We start from the raw sequence: 20,084 nt of genomic DNA, 5'->3' as shown, positions 1-20,084 counted from the left end.
TATGCCTTGGATACAATTAAGACTAAATGCCACCTCAGAAAACGCCGAAGCCATTGGTGATGAGTTGGTTGAAAGTGGCGCGGTATCAGTAACCTTTCAAGATAGCCACGATACCCCTATTTTTGAGCCATTACCGGGAGAAACTCGCCTCTGGGGTGATACCGATGTTATTGGCTTATATGATGCAGAAACCGATATGAGTATCATCGTGGCTATGTTAGAAAACACGGCGGTGCTGGGTAAAGGATTTGTACATAAAATCGAACAGTTAGAAGATAAAGATTGGGAGCGCGAATGGATGGATAACTTCCACCCTATGCGCTTTGGCGAACGTTTATGGATTTGCCCAAGCTGGCGTGAAGTGCCTGATCCTAACGCTGTAAATGTCATGCTCGATCCAGGTCTGGCATTTGGTACTGGTACTCACCCAACCACCTCTTTATGTCTACAATGGCTCGATGGTTTAGATCTCGCAGGTAAAACCGTTATCGACTTTGGTTGTGGCTCTGGTATTTTAGCCATTGCAGCATTAAAACTGGGGGCTGCGAAAGCGATAGGTATCGATATCGACCCACAAGCTATCCAAGCAAGTCGCGACAATGCGCAACGTAACGGTGTCGCTGATGCACTGACGCTATACCTTGCTAAAGACCAACCAGACAATCTCAGTGCCGATGTAGTGGTAGCAAATATCTTAGCTGGCCCATTACGTGAATTAGCACCTATTATCAGCACACTGCCACGTCAAGGGGGTCATTTAGGTCTTTCCGGTGTTCTTGCCACACAAGCTGACAGTGTTGCACAAGCTTATCAAGAACAATTTACTTTAGATCCTGTGGCTGAAAAAGAAGAGTGGTGTCGTATTACCGGAGTGAAAAAATAACACAGGTTAAATACTAAACAATTTGCGATAATATTAAACAGTTAAAGTTTCACTTAATAATTATTTATCAGGCATTAATCACAATTTTGCCTGATAAATATCACCTTGTTGCTTGAGTTTGTTACTTCTCTATATTTAAATTTAAAATTTTAGAAAAACAGTAACCTTTTGTTTTTATTGACTAAATAATCTATTTATAAAAAATCAAGTATAAAAAAGTAACTTTTTTTCGCGATTTGGTTAAACTTTGTCCTTTCATATCTGGTAAAAAATGCGTAATATACGCGCCCTTGCAGTCACAGTTTGGCCCTCTTTTCATCTATGCGAATCGGACAGTATCAGTTAAAAAATTGCCTCATTGCAGCTCCAATGGCTGGCGTTACAGACCGACCTTTTCGGTCACTTTGCTATGACATGGGTGCGGGGATGACAGTTTCTGAAATGCTTTCTTCTAATCCTCAGGTTTGGAAGACAGACAAGTCTCGGTTACGGATGGTACATAGCGATGAATTGGGGATCCGCTCCGTACAAATTGCGGGAAGTGACCCTGTTGATATGGCTACAGCTGCGAAAATAAACGTAGAAAGTGGCGCTCAGATTATCGACATTAATATGGGTTGTCCGGCAAAAAAGGTGAATAAAAAGTTAGCAGGCTCGGCATTGCTGCGTTATCCGGATTTAGTCGCAGAGATCCTTTCTGCGGTGGTCAATGCGGTTGATGTACCTGTTACACTCAAGATCCGTACAGGATGGTCACCTGATGAACGAAACTGTGTAGAGATTGCCAAATTGGCTGAAGATTGTGGTATTGCGGCTCTCACCATTCATGGACGTACACGCGAGTGTTTGTTCAAAGGTGAAGCTGAATACGACAGTATTCGGACAGTTAAGCAGAGTGTCTCTATTCCCATTATTGCGAATGGAGACATAACTGACCCGCTAAAAGCCAGAGCAGTGCTTGACTACACTGGAGCCGATGCTTTAATGATCGGTCGCGCTGCTCAGGGAAGACCCTGGATCTTTCGGGAAATCCAGCACTATCTGGACACAGGTGAACTGTTGCCTCCTCTGCCGATTGCAAAGGTGCAACAAATAATGCAAAAGCATGTGCGTGAATTGCACGACTTTTACGGTCAAGGCAAAGGAACTCGCATTGCACGCAAGCATGTCTCTTGGTATCTCAAGGAACATGCCCCTGATGACCAGTTTCGGCGCTCCTTCAACGCCATAGAGGATGCCAGCGAACAGCTGGAGGCGTTGGAAGCATATTTCGAAAATTTTTTGCGTAAATAAATAAAAGAGCTGACAGAACTATGTTCGAACAACGCGTAAATTCAGACGTACTAACCGTTGCCACTGTAAATTCACAAGATCAGGTAACCCAAAAACCTTTACGTGACTCAGTTAAACAAGCACTGAAGAACTATTTTGCTCAATTAAACGGTCAAGATGTTAATGACTTATATGAGCTGGTATTGGCTGAAGTTGAACAGCCATTGTTGGACATGGTGATGCAATACACCCGTGGTAACCAAACACGTGCTGCGCAAATGATGGGCATTAACCGTGGCACACTGCGTAAGAAACTGAAAAAATACGGCATGAATTAATAGAAGTCGTATAATACATTGAATTAAAAAGCCCTTTTCATTATTTGTTAAGGGCTTTTTTGTTATTGCAAAACGATAATTCTTTTACATATGTAGTGGGTGATAGCCACGAAATTTTATCACACGTTTTATATCCTTCATCAAGAAGAAAGATATTTACTACAAATGAGATAGGAAAACTGAGCAATACACCGGCAAGTCCTAAATAGACTAAATATCGCATTATTAATTTATTAAATGTCATTAAAGATATAAAAACAATTGATTTTACACCAAGAAAAAACTCAATTGTCATTGCGAAACAAGTATATATGACAAGTGGTACCCCCAGTGTTAACATAACAATAGGCTCTGAAAATATAATAATATCTTCCATCAGAAATAACGAAATAGTGTAACCATAAACAAGTATTCCAATTACGATAAATAAAATAAGAAAGAATATGGAAACTATTATTTTATCCCATCTTGGCATAATCAAAACCTTGGCCATGAGTGAAATATTTTATTAACATCAACCTCAGGTGTTCTTGGTTTTCTTTTTGACTCCTCTCTCAAGTATTAAATGACTTTTTCACTTAAGCCATATTGCTTATCTATATAATCTAAAGTCATCGTGATACCAACCCCTACAAGAAAGACAATTAACCCAACAGCTACTACACTGCCTCCTACCACAGCGCTTGATAATAATACTGTGCCTACAGCCCAAGCTCCAGCAGCAGCCAAAGCTGTTTTTGCCATATCAACCGTTACATTTCCCAAAAAATCGGCTAAATAATATTGATCCTTAAATGCCCATTCCAATCCTTTATAAGCAAATGAAAAAATTAGACAGAATTTAGCACCCTTGACAATGCCATCACATTGAAGATAAAACAAGATATAATATCAATTTCGTAGAGATATGGAGATCAAATTTGAATAAGGTTATTAAATTTATTTTTATTGTTCTATTACTTGTAGGGTCTATTCTGAATATACCCATTTTATTTGTAGATAATCATTTTTCATACACAAAACATGATTTCATTAGGTATAATTTATTTACCTTTGATGAAATCAAAAACGCTCCTATTATTTCAAGCAATTACATTATATTTTACGACTCACCTGATGGTGTAGCACCAATGACTAATTCAATTCTATTTTCAAATGTAAATCCAAACCGTAAAATAGAATTGATAAATTATATTGAAAATCTAGGTTATGTAAAAGATATAAATGCATATAGGAATACAGATGGAAATGAATCCTGGCGTAAAGACAATTTATTTATACAAATAAAACAAATTAATAGTGAACATACGATTTTATTCTTAGTGGAGAAAAATTAATGACATTTTTCTCCACTCATGTTGACTAAGCTATCGGATATTAAAAGTTGGGCTAATAAACCAATGAATAAGCTTAATTGATGCCAATAATAGTGCTAGGCTAATGGTGATAACAGTGAGTGCAAAAACCATCGGTAACGTAAGGGATAAATGAAAAAAGATTATGCCTTGTAAAAGGATAAAACAAATAATTGGATGAATTAGATAAACACCTAACGCATTATTGGCAAGAGAAGCGTATTTTTGAGTGGTTGGTGCAAGGTAAATAATCCCTGCGCTTAAAATAAAACTTATCAATAAAGAGATAATATATATAATTAATTTTGCAAAAAATAGACTCCCTTCTAATTTTGTTATTATAATATAATTGATATTAGATTGATAATAAAGTATAAATATTGATAATAAACTTATTAAAGCAATAACCACCAAAGATTGACTTCTCAATTTAGCAATTGTTTGTTGGTCTACTAAATAAGCGATAATAAAAAATGGAAAATATTGTATTATAGCCAAGAAAGTAGATAGTTTAGATTCATAGCCTTTAGTTAACAACGATAGCAAAATACTGACAAGCAGAAGAGAGAATAATATTGGTTTATGATGTCTGATATATGAAGGTAACAATAGGAAAAAAGCTTGCCAAATAGGTGTAGCAAGAAAAAACCAAACACCATTTTGAGGAAAAAGAAGGTAAGTATTAAGGTCAAATTGCCCTGAATAATAAAGAGGGATCATATCAATAGTTTGGAAAGTCGCATAAATCACTAAGGCAGCCAATAAATTATCACGCCAACTTTTCCATGTCCCATTTTTAGTAATAAACCCGATAATAAAAACAAACATAGGAATTAATGTTAAATCAAATATATTAATCAGTAATGAAAAGTCAGGGGTATGGCTTTGTTTCAAATAGAAACTAAAAACAATAAGTGAACTTAATATCAATTTTAATGCTGGCCAATAGGGTTGCTTAATTTTTTCCATACTCAACATTAACTTACCTTAGTTATTTATATTTTTCGGTATAAAATAATAAACCAGTTTACACCTTCCTGCTAATATTAATATAAAAGAAACCAAATATCATTTAGATAAATTTACTTAGGAAATAACTGATAGATCAAATTCGGGAAAATATCATCTTCAGATTAGAGTTCTATATTCTGTCAATAATGCTAACCTCAACTGAAAACAATGATACTTTATCTTTACTATTAGCATTTTTTTAGACAAACTTTGCCTATACAATAGACAAAGTTGATGTTTATCAGGGAATTACTATGACAGCCTTACCACGAAAAAATATGTGGCAGATTGTCCTTACTATCATTTTAGTAGGAATAAATTTACGCCCTTTTTTAACCGGGCCTGGTCCTGTTATTGACAATATTATTGCTTCAACAGGTATGAGCTATAGCCAAGTCTCATTACTCACGTTATTACCCATGATTTTAATGGGAGTCGGTGCTTTGGTTGTGCCCTTTTTACAACCTTATATTCAAGCTCGTAGAGGGCTACAAGTTGCGATGCTTATCTTATTATTAGCATCGTTTTCTCGTGCCTATGTTTCTGATGGTGATCAGTTACTTATTACTGCTCTATTTTGTGGTTTAAGTGTCGCTTATATCCAAGCGGTTTTCCCTGGCATCATCAAAGCGTGGTTTGGACAGAAAACTCCCATTATGATGGGTCTCTACTCAGCCATGCTAATGGGAGGAGGTGCATTAGGTGCTCAGTTATCCCCTGTTCTTACGGCATCTGATGGCAATTGGCAACAGGCTCTTGCTTGGTTTGCGTTACCCGCGAGCGTCGCATTAGTTGCTATTACGCTATCAATTAAAAAGAATATTTCCGAAACCAATAAACTGCCACTTAATACATTGATTTGGCGACCAAGAACAGCCTTATTAATTGTTGGATTTGGCTTTGTTAATGCCGGTTACGCTTCGATGGTGGCATGGTTAGCTCCCTTCTATCAATCATTAGGTATGCCAAGTGCACAAAGTGGCTCATTAGTTGCTATTTTGTCACTCTTTCAAGCATCAGCAGCATTAATTATTCCATTTCTTGCTGCCAAAAATCATGATCGCCGTTTTTGGCTACTTTTAACACTGACAAGCCAACTTATTGGATTTTTAGCGCTGATGACAATGCCAATGAGCGCCCCTTATCTATGGAGTATCTTTTTAGGCTGTGGGTTGGGTGGTTGTTTCTCAATGATGATGATTGCCGCATTAGATCATGTTCCTCATCCATTACACGCAGGAGCACTATCAGCCTTGATGCAAGGTGGCGGATTTATTATTGCCTCTTTTGGGCCGCTGATCGCAGTATGGCTACAACAAGATGATGGTAGTTTTACCTATGCTTGGGCTTTTCATGCTGTCTTAGTGATATTAACTATGGGATTATTTGCACGGTTAAATCCTCATAATTATAATAAGGCCTATCCTACTAGCCATATATTGACAGATTAGTGATAAAAATAAGCATTATAAGGCATCTGTGTCATTCACTCAGATACCTTATAAAAAGCACATTAATTCTGTTGATAAATATCTGGGACATCAGTGATCAACATATCGACTCCCCATGCTTCAAAATCTTTCACTTCTTTAGGATCATTGGGGGTATAGCAATAAATTTCATAGCCTGCTTGTTTCAACATAGCCGCTTGTTGCTGCGTTAAATATTGATAATTACAATGCACGCTAAACCCCTCTATAGCTTGTAAAGTTTCTAGTGCATTATCAGGAATATCATCCCATAGCTGTCCTCGACGAATGGCGGGCAGATAACGTTTCATCACCATTAATGCGTGAGTATCGAAAGAGGAAAACAGGATTTGTTCGTTAGGGATATCTGCGCTTTTTATCATTTCAGATACCGCTAAACATAAGCGCTCTACATCATCATCAGGCCATGTTTTAAGTTCGATATTGAGCTTAGTGCCTGAGCGCTTTATCAACTGCAAACCTTGTCTTAGTGTGGGAATTTTTTCCCCTTGATAAAGTGAACTAAACCAACTGCCTGCATCAAGACGGTGTAAATCATCCAAACTATGAAAGCGCACCGCACCTTGTCCATTCGTGCAACGATTAACCGTCTTGTCATGGATCAGTACAGGTACATGATCTGCCGTTAATTGCACATCGGTTTCAATCCATTCACACCCAAAATCAATCGCCATTTTAAATGCGGCTAATGTGTTTTCAGGTGCCTTTCCAGAAAATCCTCTATGAGCGGCTATTTTCATCTTTCTCTCCTTATTCGTTGATATCGCCATCATGACAACCATTTATGACAGCAATTTGACAGTCACACCATCAACATATCTTCATTTAATTGTCACCCATTTGTCATAAAGAACGCTTAGGGTATTTCTTAAATTAGATTGCGCCTTTCGTATTTAAATAAAAAGGAAATTTTGCATGTCGATTAAATCCTTCAGTACGCTTGCCATAGCAATAGCATTATTTACTTCACCAACCTACGCAAAAACCGAAATAGAGTGGTGGCACGCTATGGGGGGCGCCCTAGGTCAAAAAGTCAATCAAATTGCCTCAGACTTTAATGCCAGCCAATCAGAATATGTGATAAAACCTGTCTATAAAGGGACTTATCCAGAAACGATGACCAGCGCTGTTGCTGCATTTCGAGCCAAAAACCAACCTGCGATTGTTCAAGTGTTTGAGGTGGGAACAGCAAGTATGATGGGAGCTAAAAAAGCCATTTTTCCTGTTTACCAATTAATGGAAAAAACCAACGAGCCATTTGATCCTAATAGCTACCTCTCGACAGTTACCGCTTATTACACCACCAGCGATGGTAAGATGATATCTCTACCTTTTAATAGCTCAACGCCTGTGCTTTATTACAACAAAGCACTATTTAAACAAGCAGGCATAGAGCAACCTCCTAAAACATGGAAAGAGATGGGGGCTGTCTCTCAGAAACTACTTGATGCTGGCGTGAAATGTGGTTTTACCACCACTTGGCAATCATGGACCCAAATAGAGAATTTTGGCGCTCGTAATAACTTACCTATCGCCACCAAAAATAACGGCTTTGATGGGACTGATACCTCATTTTTATTTAATCAGGCACCGTTTGTTGCTCATATCCAACGCATGGCGGATTGGTCTAAATCCGGTATTTTTAAATATGGTGGCCGCCAATCTGATGCTATGCCGCTATTTTATACTCAAGAATGCGCCATGGTGATGGAGTCATCTGCAGGCTTTGCGGGTATTAAAGAGAATATGAAAGGCATTGATATTGGTGTTAGCCAATTGCCTTATGACGATACTTTAGTTGATAAACCTGCTAATAGCATTATCGGAGGTGCCTCATTATGGGTAATGGCAGGTCGCCCTGATGCTGAATATAACGGTGTCGCTAAATTCTTTACCTATCTTTCTAGCCCTGAAGTACAAGCAGATTGGCATCAAGCAACCGGTTATTTACCTGTGACGAAAGCAGCTTATGCATTAACACAACAACAGGGGTTCTATCAGCAAAATCCTGGTGCTGATACGGCTATTTTACAAATGACCACCTCTGACTCTACAGCAAACTCAAAAGGCTTGCGCTTTGGTAACTTTTTACAAACGCGAGAAATCGTCGATGAAGAATTAGAAAAAGTGTGGTCAGGCAAACAGAGCGCTCAAGCCGCCTTGGATAATGCGGTTAAACGGGGAAATGAACAACTACGCCGATTTGAACGCACTCAGTAAGGTATTTGGTATTCGGCGAACATCAATAAGTGTTCGCCTGTTATTTTGTCAGATCTCTGGATACAGTATGGCTTCCCAATCCGTTTACTTTAAACAAAAATGGTTACCTATCGCGCTGATCTTCCCTCAATTAGCCATTACTTTAGTTTTCTTTATTTGGCCGGCTGGACAAGCATTGTTGCAATCTTTTCAGTTAGAAGATGCTTTTGGCCTTAGTAGTGAATTTGTTGGTTTAGAAAATTTTCAGCGCTTATTTAATGATAATTATTATTTTGACAGCTTAATCACCACGCTTATTTTTAGTACCAGTGTTGTATTACTTTCAATGTTATCTGCGGTTATTTTAGCGGGTATTGCTGAGCAAATATTACGGGGTAAATTGTTTTACCGCACAATACTTATCGCTCCTTATGCTATTGCTCCTGTTATCGCAGGTTTTCTCTGGTTGTTTATGCTCGATCCTACCATTGGTGTATTAAGCCGAGTATTAAACAAAATCGGTATCAATTGGGATCCGGTCTTAAATACATCTCATGCAATGTGGATGGTGATTTTAACCGCCACATGGAAACAGATAAGCTATAACTTTCTGTTTTTTCTTGCCGCGTTACAATCTGTGCCTAAATCGTTGCTAGAAGCAGCAGCCATTGATGGCAGTGGTCCAATTAAACGTTTTATTACCATTGGTTTGCCATTAATTTCGCCGACAACTTTTTTCTTATTGGTGGTTAATTTTGCCTACGCCTTTTTTGACACCTTTCCCATCATTCATGCCATGACCCAAGGTGGCCCCGGTAATAGCACCTCAACATTAGTTTATAAAGTGTATAACGATGGATTTGTTGGATTAGATTTAGGCTCATCAGCGGCACAATCAGTTATTTTAATGTTGATTGTTGCCATATTGACCATTATTCAATTTCGTTATGTTGAGAAAAAGGTGGCTTACTAATGGTTGAACGTAGACCTCTCTTCCACGCTTTTTGCCATCTTATTCTGATTGTTGGCATTCTTTCTGTAGCATTTCCGGTATGGATCGCTGTTGTTGCGACTACCCACCAAAATACCGAATTTGCCACAGGCTCGCCTCTTTGGTTTGGTCAGGAGGGTATCGAGGTTTTTAAAACGCTCTTTTCATCAGCGGGAACGACTCAAAATAGTGCAATTACCATTAATGGTATGCTATTGAACTCTTTAGTTATGGCGTTAGTGATCACTATTGGTAAATTGGTTATCTCTATTGCCTCCGCTTACGCCGTGGTGTTCTTTCGTTTTCCTGGCAGAATGCTGGCTTTTTGGACAATCTTCTTTACCTTGATGCTCCCCGTCGAAGTGCGGATCATGCCGACCTTTGAGGTAGTGACAAATCTTAATATGTTGAACTCCTATGCAGGACTGACCATTCCACTGATTGCGAGTGCAACGGCTACATTTTTGTTTCGCCAATTTTTTCTTACCATCACCCCAGAGCTGATTGAAGCGGCCAAAATTGATGGTGCAGGGCCAATAAAATTTTTCTTTACCATTTTATTGCCTTTATCCCGTACCAATATTGCCGCGCTTTTTGTTATCACCTTTATCTATGGCTGGAATCAATATCTTTGGCCAATGCTTATCACCACAGATACTCAGTACTACACCATTGTCATGGGCATCAAACAGATGGTGGCCGTATCTGATGGCGTGATTGAGTGGAACAAAATTATGGCAACCACTTTAATTGCAATGTTGCCACCTGTCTTTATCGTCATTTTGATGCAAAGAGCCTTTGTTAAAGGCTTTGTTGATACGGAGAAATAATATGACTACCGTAACACTGACTAATTTAGAAAAACGTTATCCTAATGGTTATCAAGCAATTTCCACGCTCAATCTCTCTATTGAGCAAGGCGAAATGGTGGTTTTAGTAGGGCCTAGTGGTTGTGGAAAATCAACACTACTGCGCATGATAGCGGGATTAGAAACCATCACAGATGGCGATTTACTGATTGATAATCGACGCGTAAATGAACATGAGCCTAGTGAGCGAGATATTGCAATGGTTTTTCAAAATTATGCCCTCTACCCGCATATGTCTGTCTATGACAATATGGCGTATGGTTTGCGTAATCGAAAAGTCCCCAAAGCTGAAATCATAGCCCGAGTCGATCGCGCTGCTCATATGCTAGAAATAAGCCATTTACTGGATAGAAAACCTAAAGAGCTTTCTGGTGGACAACGCCAACGCGTTGCCATGGGCAGAGCGATTGTCCGTGATCCCAAAGTCTTCTTATTTGATGAACCGCTCTCTAACCTTGATGCCAAACTACGCGTACAAATGCGTCTTGAAATCAAAAAGCTGCAGCAAAAATTAGCCACTACTTCTGTTTATGTCACTCATGATCAAGTGGAAGCCATGACCTTGGCGGATAAATTAGTGGTACTAAACCAAGGTCATATAGAACAAGTTGGCTCCCCCTTAGAGATTTATGAAAGCCCTGCTTCTGTATTTGTGGCAACATTTATGGGATCACCGGCGATGAATATTTTAACCACTCATATCAATCGCGGTATTATTGAAATTGCGGATGGTCATCTTGCTATTTCTGCCCACTCATTACCTAATGGTGAGATCCAACTAGGATTACGTCCTGAACATTTGCTCATAAATCAACAAAATCCACTGTTTCATGCTAATGTCGATTTTATTGAAGCTTTAGGGGCTGATGTTTTAATTTACGCCACCACTTGTGACCAACAATCTATTGTTATTCGAGCCGCAAACGATCATGGTGTTAATGTGGGTAATAGAATAGGTGTTGCTATTTATCCAGAAAATCTACATTTTTTTGATCGACAAACCCAAAAACGGATTGAACGTCCTACCATGTTGTTAAGTGAACGATTAGTCTCTTAATTTATTCTCACTGTGATTCATTTTCAGTTTAATCTTAATAGCAATGTTTTTAGCATTGCTATTATTTTTTCATCGATGAGAAAACACACATAACATCAATATACTTAACACTTAAAATGTATAAAGTAGATTATTTTGATGCTATCCATTGCGATTAATCTTTGCTAAAAGAGAGATGATAAAAAATTTACAACATATTAAAATTTAATAAAAATTTTACAATAAATACCTTTAAATCCATTTTAAAAACCATGATTAGTTACATTAATAAAAGTACACTTATTAAGGATTTTAATATTTTATATAATAAGTTTAAAAAATAGAAAAATACGCGTTTAAAATAATAAAAATAATTTTTTATAGCAGTAGAATAATATCATTAGAATATCCGCATATTGCACCACTAGATAAGCACTGCTATTCTTTTGCTCGCATTTAATGTGCAACTAATAATATTAAACTGCTAAGCAGAAAAGGACTTAATTGATAATGAAAATAAAACTACTTGCGACAGTGATGGTATCCGCGGCATTACTCTCTGGCTGTAAAAATCTTGATACTTCTATGTTAGCACAATCAGGTACACAACTTTTCCAAGCGGCAACATTAAGTGATGACGATGTCAAAGCGCTAACTAATGATGCATGTAAAGAAATGGATGCTAAAAACAAAATTGCACCTGCAAATAGTAACTACACTAAACGCTTAAATAATATCGCGAAAGCGTTAGGTAATGAAGTTAATGGTACTCCAGTAAACTATAAAGTTTACCTCACTAAAGATGTCAATGCATGGGCGATGGCAAACGGCTGTGTGCGCGTTTATAGCGGTTTAATGGACATCATGACTGACAACGAAGTGGAAGGTGTATTGGGCCATGAAATGGGACACGTGGCATTAGGCCATACACGTAAAGCAATCCAAGTAGCACATGCCACCGTTGCGGCACGTACCGCAGCCTCTTCAGCGGGGGGAGTAGCAGCACAATTAAGTAGTTCCCAGTTAGCAGAAATGGGTGAAAAACTGGTTAATGCCCAGTTCTCTCAACACCAAGAAACACAAGCTGATAACTTCTCTTACGATCTGCTGAAAAAACGCGGTGTCAATACTTCAGGCTTAGTGACTGGCTTTGAAAAATTAGCTAAATTAGGTGGTAGTGATTCAAGCATGTTTGATTCTCACCCACCATCAAAAGAGCGTGCTGACAATATTCGTAACCGCATTGCCGAAGATAAAAAATAAACTTTATCGCCCCTATATTTAACCATATGGGGGTTTTCTTTATGCTTTTTCCTTGTGGCGAAAACGATTTGCAACATCAGCTAAAAAGCGTTTAATTGCCAGCCTTTCATTTTGATCATACTGTTCAAATAAGGTTATCCATTTTGCCTGAGATTGTTGATGTAACAATTCATGAGTGTGAAACAGCTTTTCCCCTTCAGTAGTTAAAATAAAAAATATCTCTTTTTGGTTATCCGCTAATTTTATTTTCTCAATAGCGCCTTTACTCTGTAAGCGACGACAAATTTTTGAGACTGCCCCACGTGTCATTGCCATATAATCACTGATCGTTGTGAGGTTGCGCATACTCTCTTCACCAATACAATGGATCACATGAAGCTCTGTGAGTGAATAATTTTCTAACCCCTTCTCTGCTAATACTTTCTTATGACCTTCATCATTATTCGCTTCTTTTAAGTGCAACAATTCACTTAAACCATTAAGCAATTCCTGTGTGGTTACTTGCTGTTTTGTCATTTTGTTTCCTTGGAAAAAATATTTTAAAAAATAATACCAAAACTATTTACAACAATCAAAATATCGCTATTATCTATTTTGTTTCCACGGAAACAAAATTAAGAGGCAATATAATGAAATTATCAATCCGTAGTCTGTTTTACCTTGTTTGCTTTAGCGCTTTATTAGGCTCTCTAGCACAAAATATTTATACTCCTGTGCTGCCATTGATCCAGCAGCAATTTAATACCACATTATCACTGGTTAACCTTACGGTATCAGCTTTCACTTTTGCTATGGCTGTTATGCAGTTATGTTATGGTTCATTGATTGATAAATGGGGCAGAAAACCTATTTTGCTCAGTGGGTTAACGATTTCAATTATCGGCGCACTTATTTGTATATGGGCTAATTCTATTAATCTATTAATTTTTGGACGAGTGATCCAAGCCATAGGTATCGCTGCCATCCCTGTTGTCGCAGCAACTATTTTAGGCGATCTCTATCAAGGGAATGAGCGTGCTAAAGCAATGGGAAGTTACCAAATGTTACTAGCATTAGCACCAGCGAGTGGTCCTTTATTAGGCGGCTATTTAGCACAACATTATCACTACCAAAGTATTTTTGTTTTCTTAAGTATGGTGGGACTTGTTTTGCTGATTGCCCATCTATTTTATTTACCTGAAACTCGCCCAGAACAAAAACAGTCCGTTAAAAGCTTATCTGCTATGCGACAAGTGCTCGCCGCCCCAGAGGGTAAATCTGTTTTTGTGATAAGTTTTATGGTGTTTTATAACTACTTCTGCCTATTAGTATTTTTACCCTTAATTGCTTTTCACCTTTATCACTTAAATAGCAGTGAAATTGGTGGGCTTTATGTTCCTATGTCCATTGCACTGGTGTTAGGCAGTTACCTTTACCGTAAGGTTTGTCATTTGTTTAGCGCTGAATATGGTGTGATCATAACTTCATGTATAAACCTTGCCATGTTGTCGTTATTTGCCCTATTTTGGCAAATCTCATTACCAATAATGTTAATATTAACGGTGTTATATGGTCTCTCTTTAGGATTAACTATGCCTACACACACAACCTTATTAACCAGCCACTTTAGTTCAGTAAGAGCAACGGCAATGGGTATTTATAATTTTATCCGCTACTGTGGTATGGCAGCAGGGCCTATGGTCGCAAGCTATTTTGTCACCGATAATCATTATCAATATGTCTTTTATTCTTGTGTGATCTTAACAAGTTTGGCATTGTGTTTTGCCATCAAAACGCTACTTTCCACATTAAAACAACAACGACAAACCATCGACTAACAGGACATTTGATGAAACTAACCATTGAAAATCTGCCGCAGCTTTCAGCACAAGATAAAATAGATTTAGGGAAAATTTGGCAAGATAGTGAGTACCAAATGGCACTCACTGCACCAATCACCACAGAGCATGCTCTTTTTGTCGCCCGTTTTAACGGGCGATTACTAGCGGCTTGTCGTATAAAATACCAAGCAAAAACAGCGCTTATCAGTGATTTTATGGTAAGAGAAGTGACTCGTCGTCGTGGTGTTGGGCATTACTTACTAACACAATGCCTTGAAAAAAATCCAACCATTACACATTGGCAAGCTTTATTGAAAACAGGGCAAATCAACGATCCTGTAGCACAGGCTTTTTTAGCGCATCATCATTTTGCTACTTCATTACAGGCTGATACTTATGATTATTTCTGCAATGATAAAGCATAAAGCCTCGCTACATTATAAGCGGTTTCCTGTAAATTTTGCTCAGCATTATCAAAGGCTTGTTGTAAAGTGGCAACACCAGGCATGATAGAGAAAACCGCATCAATACCCTGCTGATGAACCACATCATAATCTGGTAAATAACCACCAACTAATGCAATCACTGGGCGATGGTATTTTTTAGCTAATTTAGCAACACCTATCGGGGTTTTACCTTGCGCCGATTGGCTGTCCATTCGCCCTTCGCCAGTTATGACCAAATCTGCATCGATTAACTGTTTTTCTAATTCAACAGCGTTAGCAACCAAATCAATACCTGGTGAAAGTGTTGCTTGCGTAAATGCCAGCAAAGGCAGAGCCAATCCTCCTGCTGCACCACTTCCTGCAATATTGATAAGAGTGCGTTGTGTCATTTTCTCAAGATAAGTACCAAAATGGTGTAGTGCGCTATCCAGTTGCGCAATATCTTGTTCTGTCGCCCCTTTTTGTGGGCCAAAGACTTTTGAAGCCCCCAATTCGCCACATAATGGATTAGTTACATCACAGGCGATCTCTATATCAACAGAGGCAAGTTTTGGATGTAGTTGATTGATATCTATAGAATGAAGTTGACTTAATGCATGTCCACCAAAAGGCAGAGATGTTCCAGACTTATCTTTAAGACCAAGACCGAGCGCTTGCATCATACCTGCACCGCCGTCATTTGTGGCACTTCCTCCTAAGCCTAAAATGATCTTTTTAACCCCCAAATCTAGTGCGGCACAAATTAACTCACCGGTACCATAACTCGTCGTTAAATTGGGATTGCGTTGAGATGAAGGGATAAGATGAAGACCTGATGCCTGTGCCATTTCAATCACGGCAGTAGTATTATCGCCTAACACTCCCCAAGTGGCTGTTACCTGTTTACCTAATGGATCACAAACTGGCGTTGTGATAAAACGACCATGGGTAGCATCAACTAATGACGTTACTGTACCTTCACCGCCGTCGGCCATAGGAATACAACAATAATCAGCATCAGGTAAATAACGTGAGAAGCCTTGTTTAATCGCCTCTGCCACCTCTTTGGCACTTAAGCTCTCTTTAAAAGGATCTGGGGCGATAACTATTTTTATCTCTTTCACGTCATATTCTCCGCGTATAAAAAAAGCGATATATCAATATCGCTTTTATATCATACTCTACAATCAGAGAGGTTGGATTGGCTTTAAAATGTGATTAATCTTCAATCGCTAAACGCAATTTTTTCATCGCATTTTTTTCTAACTGGCGAACTCGCTCAGCAGAAACACCATATTTATCTGCAAGCTCCTGTAAAGTTGATTTATTATCATCTTCTAACCAGCGAGCGCGGATAATGTCTTGGCTACGTTCATCCAGTGTTTTTATCGCTAAAGTCAGTCGGTCAGCTGCATGGTTATCCCAGTTATCTTCTTCAATACCATCAGCAAAGTCAGAAGATTTATCTTCTAAGAATAGCACCGGAGCTACAGGATGTGAGTCATCACTATCATCAGCACTCATGTCAAATGCCATATCTTGTGCCGACATGCGAGATTCCATTTCACGCACATCGCTCTCAGAAACCCCAAGCTCTTTCGCAACTAGCTCGACTTCATCTTGGTTAAACCACCCTAAGCGTTTTTTGTTTTTTCTTAAATTAAAGAACAGTTTACGCTGTGATTTCGTTGTCGCGACTTTCACGATACGCCAATTACGTAACACATATTCATGAATTTCGGCTTTGATCCAATGCACGGCGAAAGAAACCAGTCTAACCCCAACTTCAGGGTTAAAGCGACGCACCGCTTTCATCAAACCAATATTACCTTCTTGGATAAGATCCGCCTGAGGTAAACCATATCCTGAATAACTGCGAGCAACATGAATAACGAAGCGTAAATGAGAAAGGATCAGCGTTTTCGCTGCTTCCAAATCGCCCTCGTAATGCAGCCGTTCAGCCAGTTCCTTTTCTTCCTCTGCCGTTAACATCGGATAGGAATTGGCTGCACGGATATACGCTTCAATGCTGCCTTGCGGAACCAATGCTAAGGATTGCATTTCTTTTGTCATTCAAATCCTCATGAAAATCAAATAGATAATTAATATTAATACTGTATGGTGAGCAGGAAGAACCTTCTAATAGTACTTAACAGGTCATCGTTGGTGGTAGATATTATGTTTTTACAACATTATTGACCAGCATAAAGACTAAAGGTTCATATCGCATCTATGTTTACATATCTTTGTACTTTACCAAGCAAACCGCAAATTCATCTATTAAAAATAGTACTCAATTCATCTAGGTTAAGTGTAGAACATTATTATGCCAAAGATAGGGGTTTGATAAAATGGCAAGGTTGCCATAATAATGCAACCCGCCATAATAAAAAGGGAAAAAGGGACTAATATGGCTATTCTGGTGTGAATTGACGTAAATGTTGCATGGTGGTCAACCAAGCAGCAAACCAGCCAATGGTCATCGAAACGAGGATCAAAATAACCGATTCATCAAAACCTAATCCAGATATTGAGAAAGTTGTTCCAAATACGGTCGCCGCTTGCGTAACGACATCAGATAACTTCCATACCAATAATGCAGAGAAAATAATCGCAAAAATAGCCCCGATAAAGCCGAGTACTAAACCCCAATTTAAAAAGGGACGCATGATAAAGCCATCAGTAGCACCAATTAATTTCATCACATTAATGGTATCACGACGACTGAAAATATTAAGACGAACACTATTACCAATAACCAATAGCAGTGCCACAATCATTAAGCTACCGATCACCATTGCGATTTGTCCAACTAATGAGGTTAAAGTAGATAACCGAGTAAACCAGCTATCGTCCATTCTCACTTCGTCAACACCGGCAATATTTGCCACTGCATCACGCAAATTAACCATTAATTGCTCGTCATTAGGATCCATAACAGGAGTCACAATCGCGACAGCGGGTAATGGATTTTCTTCTAGCATATCTAATGCGCTACTAAATCCAGACCATGAGCGAAACTCCACTAATGAATCTTGACGAGAAAGATAATTAACCTCTTCGACTTTATCTAATGCCTCGATATTTTTTATCGTTGCCTGCGCTAAGCTGTCATCTAGAGATTTATCAAGATAGACCGTCAGTTGCGGAGTGGGATACCACTGCTCTGCGGCTGTTGATACATTTTTCCAGACAATGTAACAGATACTAGGTAGTGTTAATGAAATCGCTACTACCATCACCGTTAAGAAAGAAGAGAGGGGTTGGCGTAAAAAGTCGGCCATGGTATTACGCCATGCATAACGCCACTGCTCACGGCGTCCACCACGTAATGCTTTTGTTTTCGCTTTTGGTGTTGGCATTGCCTTACGGGAGTGTTTTCCTTTAGCCATTTTGTCCTCCCACCATACGCCCTTGACCTAAGGTTAGAATACGGTAATTCCTGCGCTCTACAAGTGTCATATCATGCGTTGCCATTAACACGGTAACCCCCACGCGATTAAACTCTTCAAACAGACGCATAATGCCTTCTGAAAGTTCACCATCAAGATTCCCTGTTGGCTCATCAGCCAATAACACCGTGGGTTTATTCACAACAGCACGAGCTATTCCCACTCGTTGCTGTTCCCCCCCTGAAAGCTGGATAGGGTAATTTTTCGCTTTATCAAGTAGTCCGACTTTATCCAAGGCGGCTGAAACTCGGCGTCGAATATCCTCTTCACTTGCGCCTGCAATAATCAAAGGTAGAGAGACATTGTCATAAACCGTTCTGTCCATCAGCAAATGGTGATCTTGGAAGATCATCCCTATTTGACGACGCAAAAAAGGGATCTCACTATTTTTTAGCCTACTGATATCATGACCAGCAAACCAAATAGCGCCATCACTTGGACGTTCTATGCCACAAATTAATTTAAGCAATGTACTTTTACCAGCACCAGAATGTCCGGTTAAAAAAGCCATCTCACCAGGGCGAAGATGAAAATCAACCCCCTGTAATGCTTGTCTTCCACCTAAATAAGCCTTGCTGACGTGTTCGAAGCGGATCATTACAACTACTCCTCGCGGGCAAACAGAGCCTCAATAAAATCGTCGGCCTTAAACGGACGTAAATCTTCAATACCTTCACCGACGCCGATATAGCGAATAGGAATACCAAACTGATCAGCGATAGAGAAGATAACGCCCCCTTTTGCAGTACCATCCAGTTTCGTCAAGGTTAATCCTGTCAGCCCAACCGTTTCATTAAACAATTTTGCTTGGCTAACAGCATTTTGCCCTGTACTGGCATCGAGTGTCAGCATCACTTCATGTGGTGCTTCCTCGTCTAATTTTTTCATTACACGGACGATTTTTTTCAGCTCTTCCATTAAATGAGATTTATTTTGCAATCGTCCCGCGGTATCCGCAATCAGAACATCGACACCTTTTGCTTGCGCCGATTGAATAGCATCAAAAATAACCGATGCTGGATCAGCCCCCGTATGCTGAGCAATAACAGGGATATGATTACGCTCACCCCAAACTTGTAGTTGCTCAACCGCCGCTGCACGGAAGGTATCTCCTGCAGCTAACATCACCGATTTACCTTCAGCTTGGTATTGGCGGGCTAACTTACCGATAGTGGTCGTTTTACCGACCCCATTAACTCCGACCATTAAAATGACAAAAGGTTTTTTACCTTCAATATTTAATGGCTTATCCACTTTATTTAAAATATCGCCCATCTCTTCACGCAACTTACCATAAAGAGATTCAGCATCTTTGAGATCTTTACGACTAGCATGCTGAGTCAAACTGTTAATGATCTTGCTAGTGGTATCCATTCCCACATCGGCAATTAACAACTGCTCTTCTAACTCTTCGAAAAGCTCGTCATCAATTTTCTTACCGCGGAATAGCCCCATAAAACCGGAGCCTAAATTTTGTCGTGTTTTTAATAATCCCTTTTTCAAGCGAGAGAAAAAGCCTTCTTTTTTCGGTCTCTCTTGCTCTACGGGTTTATCGACTAATACCTCTTCGCGTAACGCGACAATATCTTCCGCTTTGGCTTGTGCTTGTGCAATACGCTCTTTTTCTTCAGCTTCAGCTTCTTGGCGTGCTTGTTCAGCTTCAAGTTGCGCTTGACGTTG

General features: G+C 39.2%; 22 protein-coding genes. 12 read left to right on the top strand and 10 right to left on the bottom strand.

Annotation, left to right across the window (positions count from 1 at the left end; all coding sequences use genetic code 11):
• Position 1: 1 nt before the first annotated feature.
• The 3 genes from prmA (at position 2) to fis (ending at position 2,493) form a co-directional block, all read left to right on the top strand.
• On the top strand, positions 2 to 883 hold the full coding sequence (gene prmA / locus AACQ49_RS03580; protein WP_004245340.1) for a 50S ribosomal protein L11 methyltransferase: 882 nt from the start codon (positions 2 to 4) through the stop codon (positions 881 to 883).
• Between the two features lie 321 nt (positions 884 to 1,204).
• Positions 1,205 to 2,176 (top strand): tRNA dihydrouridine synthase DusB, encoded by a 972-nt coding sequence (dusB, locus tag AACQ49_RS03575; protein ID WP_004248899.1) that lies wholly within the window; start codon positions 1,205 to 1,207, stop codon positions 2,174 to 2,176.
• 20 nt (positions 2,177 to 2,196) lie between these two features.
• Positions 2,197 to 2,493 carry a DNA-binding transcriptional regulator Fis gene (fis, locus tag AACQ49_RS03570; RefSeq protein WP_004245342.1) on the top strand — a complete coding sequence of 99 codons (297 nt, stop codon included), beginning with the start codon at positions 2,197 to 2,199 and terminating at the stop codon, positions 2,491 to 2,493.
• Between the two features lie 40 nt (positions 2,494 to 2,533).
• Here fis and AACQ49_RS03565 read toward each other — a convergent pair whose 3' ends face one another.
• Positions 2,534 to 2,968 (bottom strand): DUF1240 domain-containing protein, encoded by a 435-nt coding sequence (locus tag AACQ49_RS03565; RefSeq protein WP_196731267.1) that lies wholly within the window; start codon positions 2,966 to 2,968, stop codon positions 2,534 to 2,536.
• A gap of 86 nt (positions 2,969 to 3,054) precedes the next feature.
• Entirely contained in the window at positions 3,055 to 3,375 is a 321-nt protein-coding gene (locus AACQ49_RS03560) for a hypothetical protein (protein ID WP_129623512.1), read from the bottom strand.
• Positions 3,376 to 3,413: 38 nt separating this feature from the next.
• Here AACQ49_RS03560 and AACQ49_RS03555 point away from each other — a divergent pair, with 38 nt between their 5' ends.
• The gene (locus AACQ49_RS03555; protein ID WP_107337075.1) at positions 3,414 to 3,830 is read left to right on the top strand and encodes a hypothetical protein; all 417 of its coding nucleotides are present in this window, start codon (positions 3,414 to 3,416) and stop codon (positions 3,828 to 3,830) included.
• Between the two features lie 30 nt (positions 3,831 to 3,860).
• On the opposite strand, the gene AACQ49_RS03550 is transcribed toward AACQ49_RS03555, so the two are convergent.
• Positions 3,861 to 4,817: an acetyltransferase gene (locus AACQ49_RS03550; protein WP_237612797.1), complete on the bottom strand. Its 957-nt coding sequence runs from the start codon at positions 4,815 to 4,817 to the stop codon at positions 3,861 to 3,863.
• Between the two features lie 296 nt (positions 4,818 to 5,113).
• Here AACQ49_RS03550 and AACQ49_RS03545 point away from each other — a divergent pair, with 296 nt between their 5' ends.
• Complete coding sequence (locus tag AACQ49_RS03545; RefSeq protein WP_004248890.1) at positions 5,114 to 6,310, top strand: cyanate transporter; 1,197 nt, start codon at positions 5,114 to 5,116, stop codon at positions 6,308 to 6,310.
• 62 nt (positions 6,311 to 6,372) lie between these two features.
• Here AACQ49_RS03545 and AACQ49_RS03540 read toward each other — a convergent pair whose 3' ends face one another.
• The gene (locus AACQ49_RS03540; protein ID WP_004248889.1) at positions 6,373 to 7,089 is read right to left on the bottom strand and encodes a glycerophosphoryl diester phosphodiesterase; all 717 of its coding nucleotides are present in this window, start codon (positions 7,087 to 7,089) and stop codon (positions 6,373 to 6,375) included.
• Between the two features lie 175 nt (positions 7,090 to 7,264).
• Here AACQ49_RS03540 and ugpB point away from each other — a divergent pair, with 175 nt between their 5' ends.
• From ugpB to AACQ49_RS03515, 5 genes are all read left to right on the top strand, one after another.
• Complete coding sequence (gene ugpB, locus AACQ49_RS03535; protein WP_036977109.1) at positions 7,265 to 8,569, top strand: sn-glycerol-3-phosphate ABC transporter substrate-binding protein UgpB; 1,305 nt, start codon at positions 7,265 to 7,267, stop codon at positions 8,567 to 8,569.
• A 67-nt stretch (positions 8,570 to 8,636) separates the two neighbouring features.
• Complete coding sequence (gene ugpA, locus AACQ49_RS03530) at positions 8,637 to 9,521, top strand: sn-glycerol-3-phosphate ABC transporter permease UgpA (protein ID WP_124724928.1); 885 nt, start codon at positions 8,637 to 8,639, stop codon at positions 9,519 to 9,521.
• On the top strand, positions 9,521 to 10,369 hold the full coding sequence (gene ugpE / locus AACQ49_RS03525) for a sn-glycerol-3-phosphate ABC transporter permease UgpE (RefSeq protein ID WP_012368825.1): 849 nt from the start codon (positions 9,521 to 9,523) through the stop codon (positions 10,367 to 10,369). The genes ugpA and ugpE overlap by 1 nt, the downstream gene beginning before the upstream one ends.
• A 1-nt stretch (position 10,370) precedes the next feature.
• A complete protein-coding gene (gene ugpC, locus AACQ49_RS03520) occupies positions 10,371 to 11,465 on the top strand; it encodes a sn-glycerol-3-phosphate ABC transporter ATP-binding protein UgpC (protein WP_004248885.1) in 1,095 nt (364 codons plus the stop codon).
• Between the two features lie 489 nt (positions 11,466 to 11,954).
• Positions 11,955 to 12,707 carry a M48 family metallopeptidase gene (locus tag AACQ49_RS03515; protein ID WP_004245378.1) on the top strand — a complete coding sequence of 251 codons (753 nt, stop codon included), beginning with the start codon at positions 11,955 to 11,957 and terminating at the stop codon, positions 12,705 to 12,707.
• A 39-nt stretch (positions 12,708 to 12,746) separates the two neighbouring features.
• Here AACQ49_RS03515 and AACQ49_RS03510 read toward each other — a convergent pair whose 3' ends face one another.
• On the bottom strand, positions 12,747 to 13,223 hold the full coding sequence (locus AACQ49_RS03510; protein ID WP_004248884.1) for a MarR family transcriptional regulator: 477 nt from the start codon (positions 13,221 to 13,223) through the stop codon (positions 12,747 to 12,749).
• Positions 13,224 to 13,336: 113 nt separating this feature from the next.
• Here AACQ49_RS03510 and AACQ49_RS03505 point away from each other — a divergent pair, with 113 nt between their 5' ends.
• Together AACQ49_RS03505 and panM are read left to right on the top strand one after the other, a co-directional pair.
• Positions 13,337 to 14,524, top strand: a complete 1,188-nt coding sequence (locus tag AACQ49_RS03505) for an MFS transporter (RefSeq protein WP_020945132.1) — start codon at positions 13,337 to 13,339, stop codon at positions 14,522 to 14,524.
• A gap of 11 nt (positions 14,525 to 14,535) precedes the next feature.
• Positions 14,536 to 14,952, top strand: coding sequence for an aspartate 1-decarboxylase autocleavage activator PanM (gene panM / locus AACQ49_RS03500; protein ID WP_004245381.1), 417 nt, complete (start codon positions 14,536 to 14,538; stop codon positions 14,950 to 14,952).
• On the opposite strand, the gene AACQ49_RS03495 is transcribed toward panM, so the two are convergent.
• The 5 genes from AACQ49_RS03495 to ftsY form a co-directional block, all read right to left on the bottom strand.
• On the bottom strand, positions 14,928 to 16,076 hold the full coding sequence (locus AACQ49_RS03495) for a glycerate kinase (RefSeq protein WP_004245382.1): 1,149 nt from the start codon (positions 16,074 to 16,076) through the stop codon (positions 14,928 to 14,930). The genes panM and AACQ49_RS03495 overlap by 25 nt on opposite strands.
• A 94-nt stretch (positions 16,077 to 16,170) precedes the next feature.
• Complete coding sequence (gene rpoH / locus AACQ49_RS03490; protein WP_004245383.1) at positions 16,171 to 17,025, bottom strand: RNA polymerase sigma factor RpoH; 855 nt, start codon at positions 17,023 to 17,025, stop codon at positions 16,171 to 16,173.
• 341 nt (positions 17,026 to 17,366) lie between these two features.
• Entirely contained in the window at positions 17,367 to 18,344 is a 978-nt protein-coding gene (gene ftsX, locus AACQ49_RS03485) for a permease-like cell division protein FtsX (RefSeq protein ID WP_004248880.1), read from the bottom strand.
• Positions 18,337 to 19,002, bottom strand: coding sequence for a cell division ATP-binding protein FtsE (gene ftsE, locus AACQ49_RS03480; protein ID WP_004245385.1), 666 nt, complete (start codon positions 19,000 to 19,002; stop codon positions 18,337 to 18,339). Before ftsE ends, ftsX begins: the two co-directional genes overlap by 8 nt.
• 5 nt (positions 19,003 to 19,007) lie before the next feature.
• On the bottom strand, positions 19,008 to 20,084 hold a 1,077-nt coding region (ftsY, locus tag AACQ49_RS03475), incomplete at its 5' end, for a signal recognition particle-docking protein FtsY (RefSeq protein WP_161778886.1).

Origin of the sequence: Proteus sp. G2675 (genome assembly GCF_963886535.1) — a bacterium.
In the GTDB taxonomy this organism is placed as follows: Bacteria; Pseudomonadota; Gammaproteobacteria; order Enterobacterales; family Enterobacteriaceae; genus Proteus; species Proteus mirabilis.
This window is presented reverse-complemented; position numbering and strand designations above follow the sequence as displayed.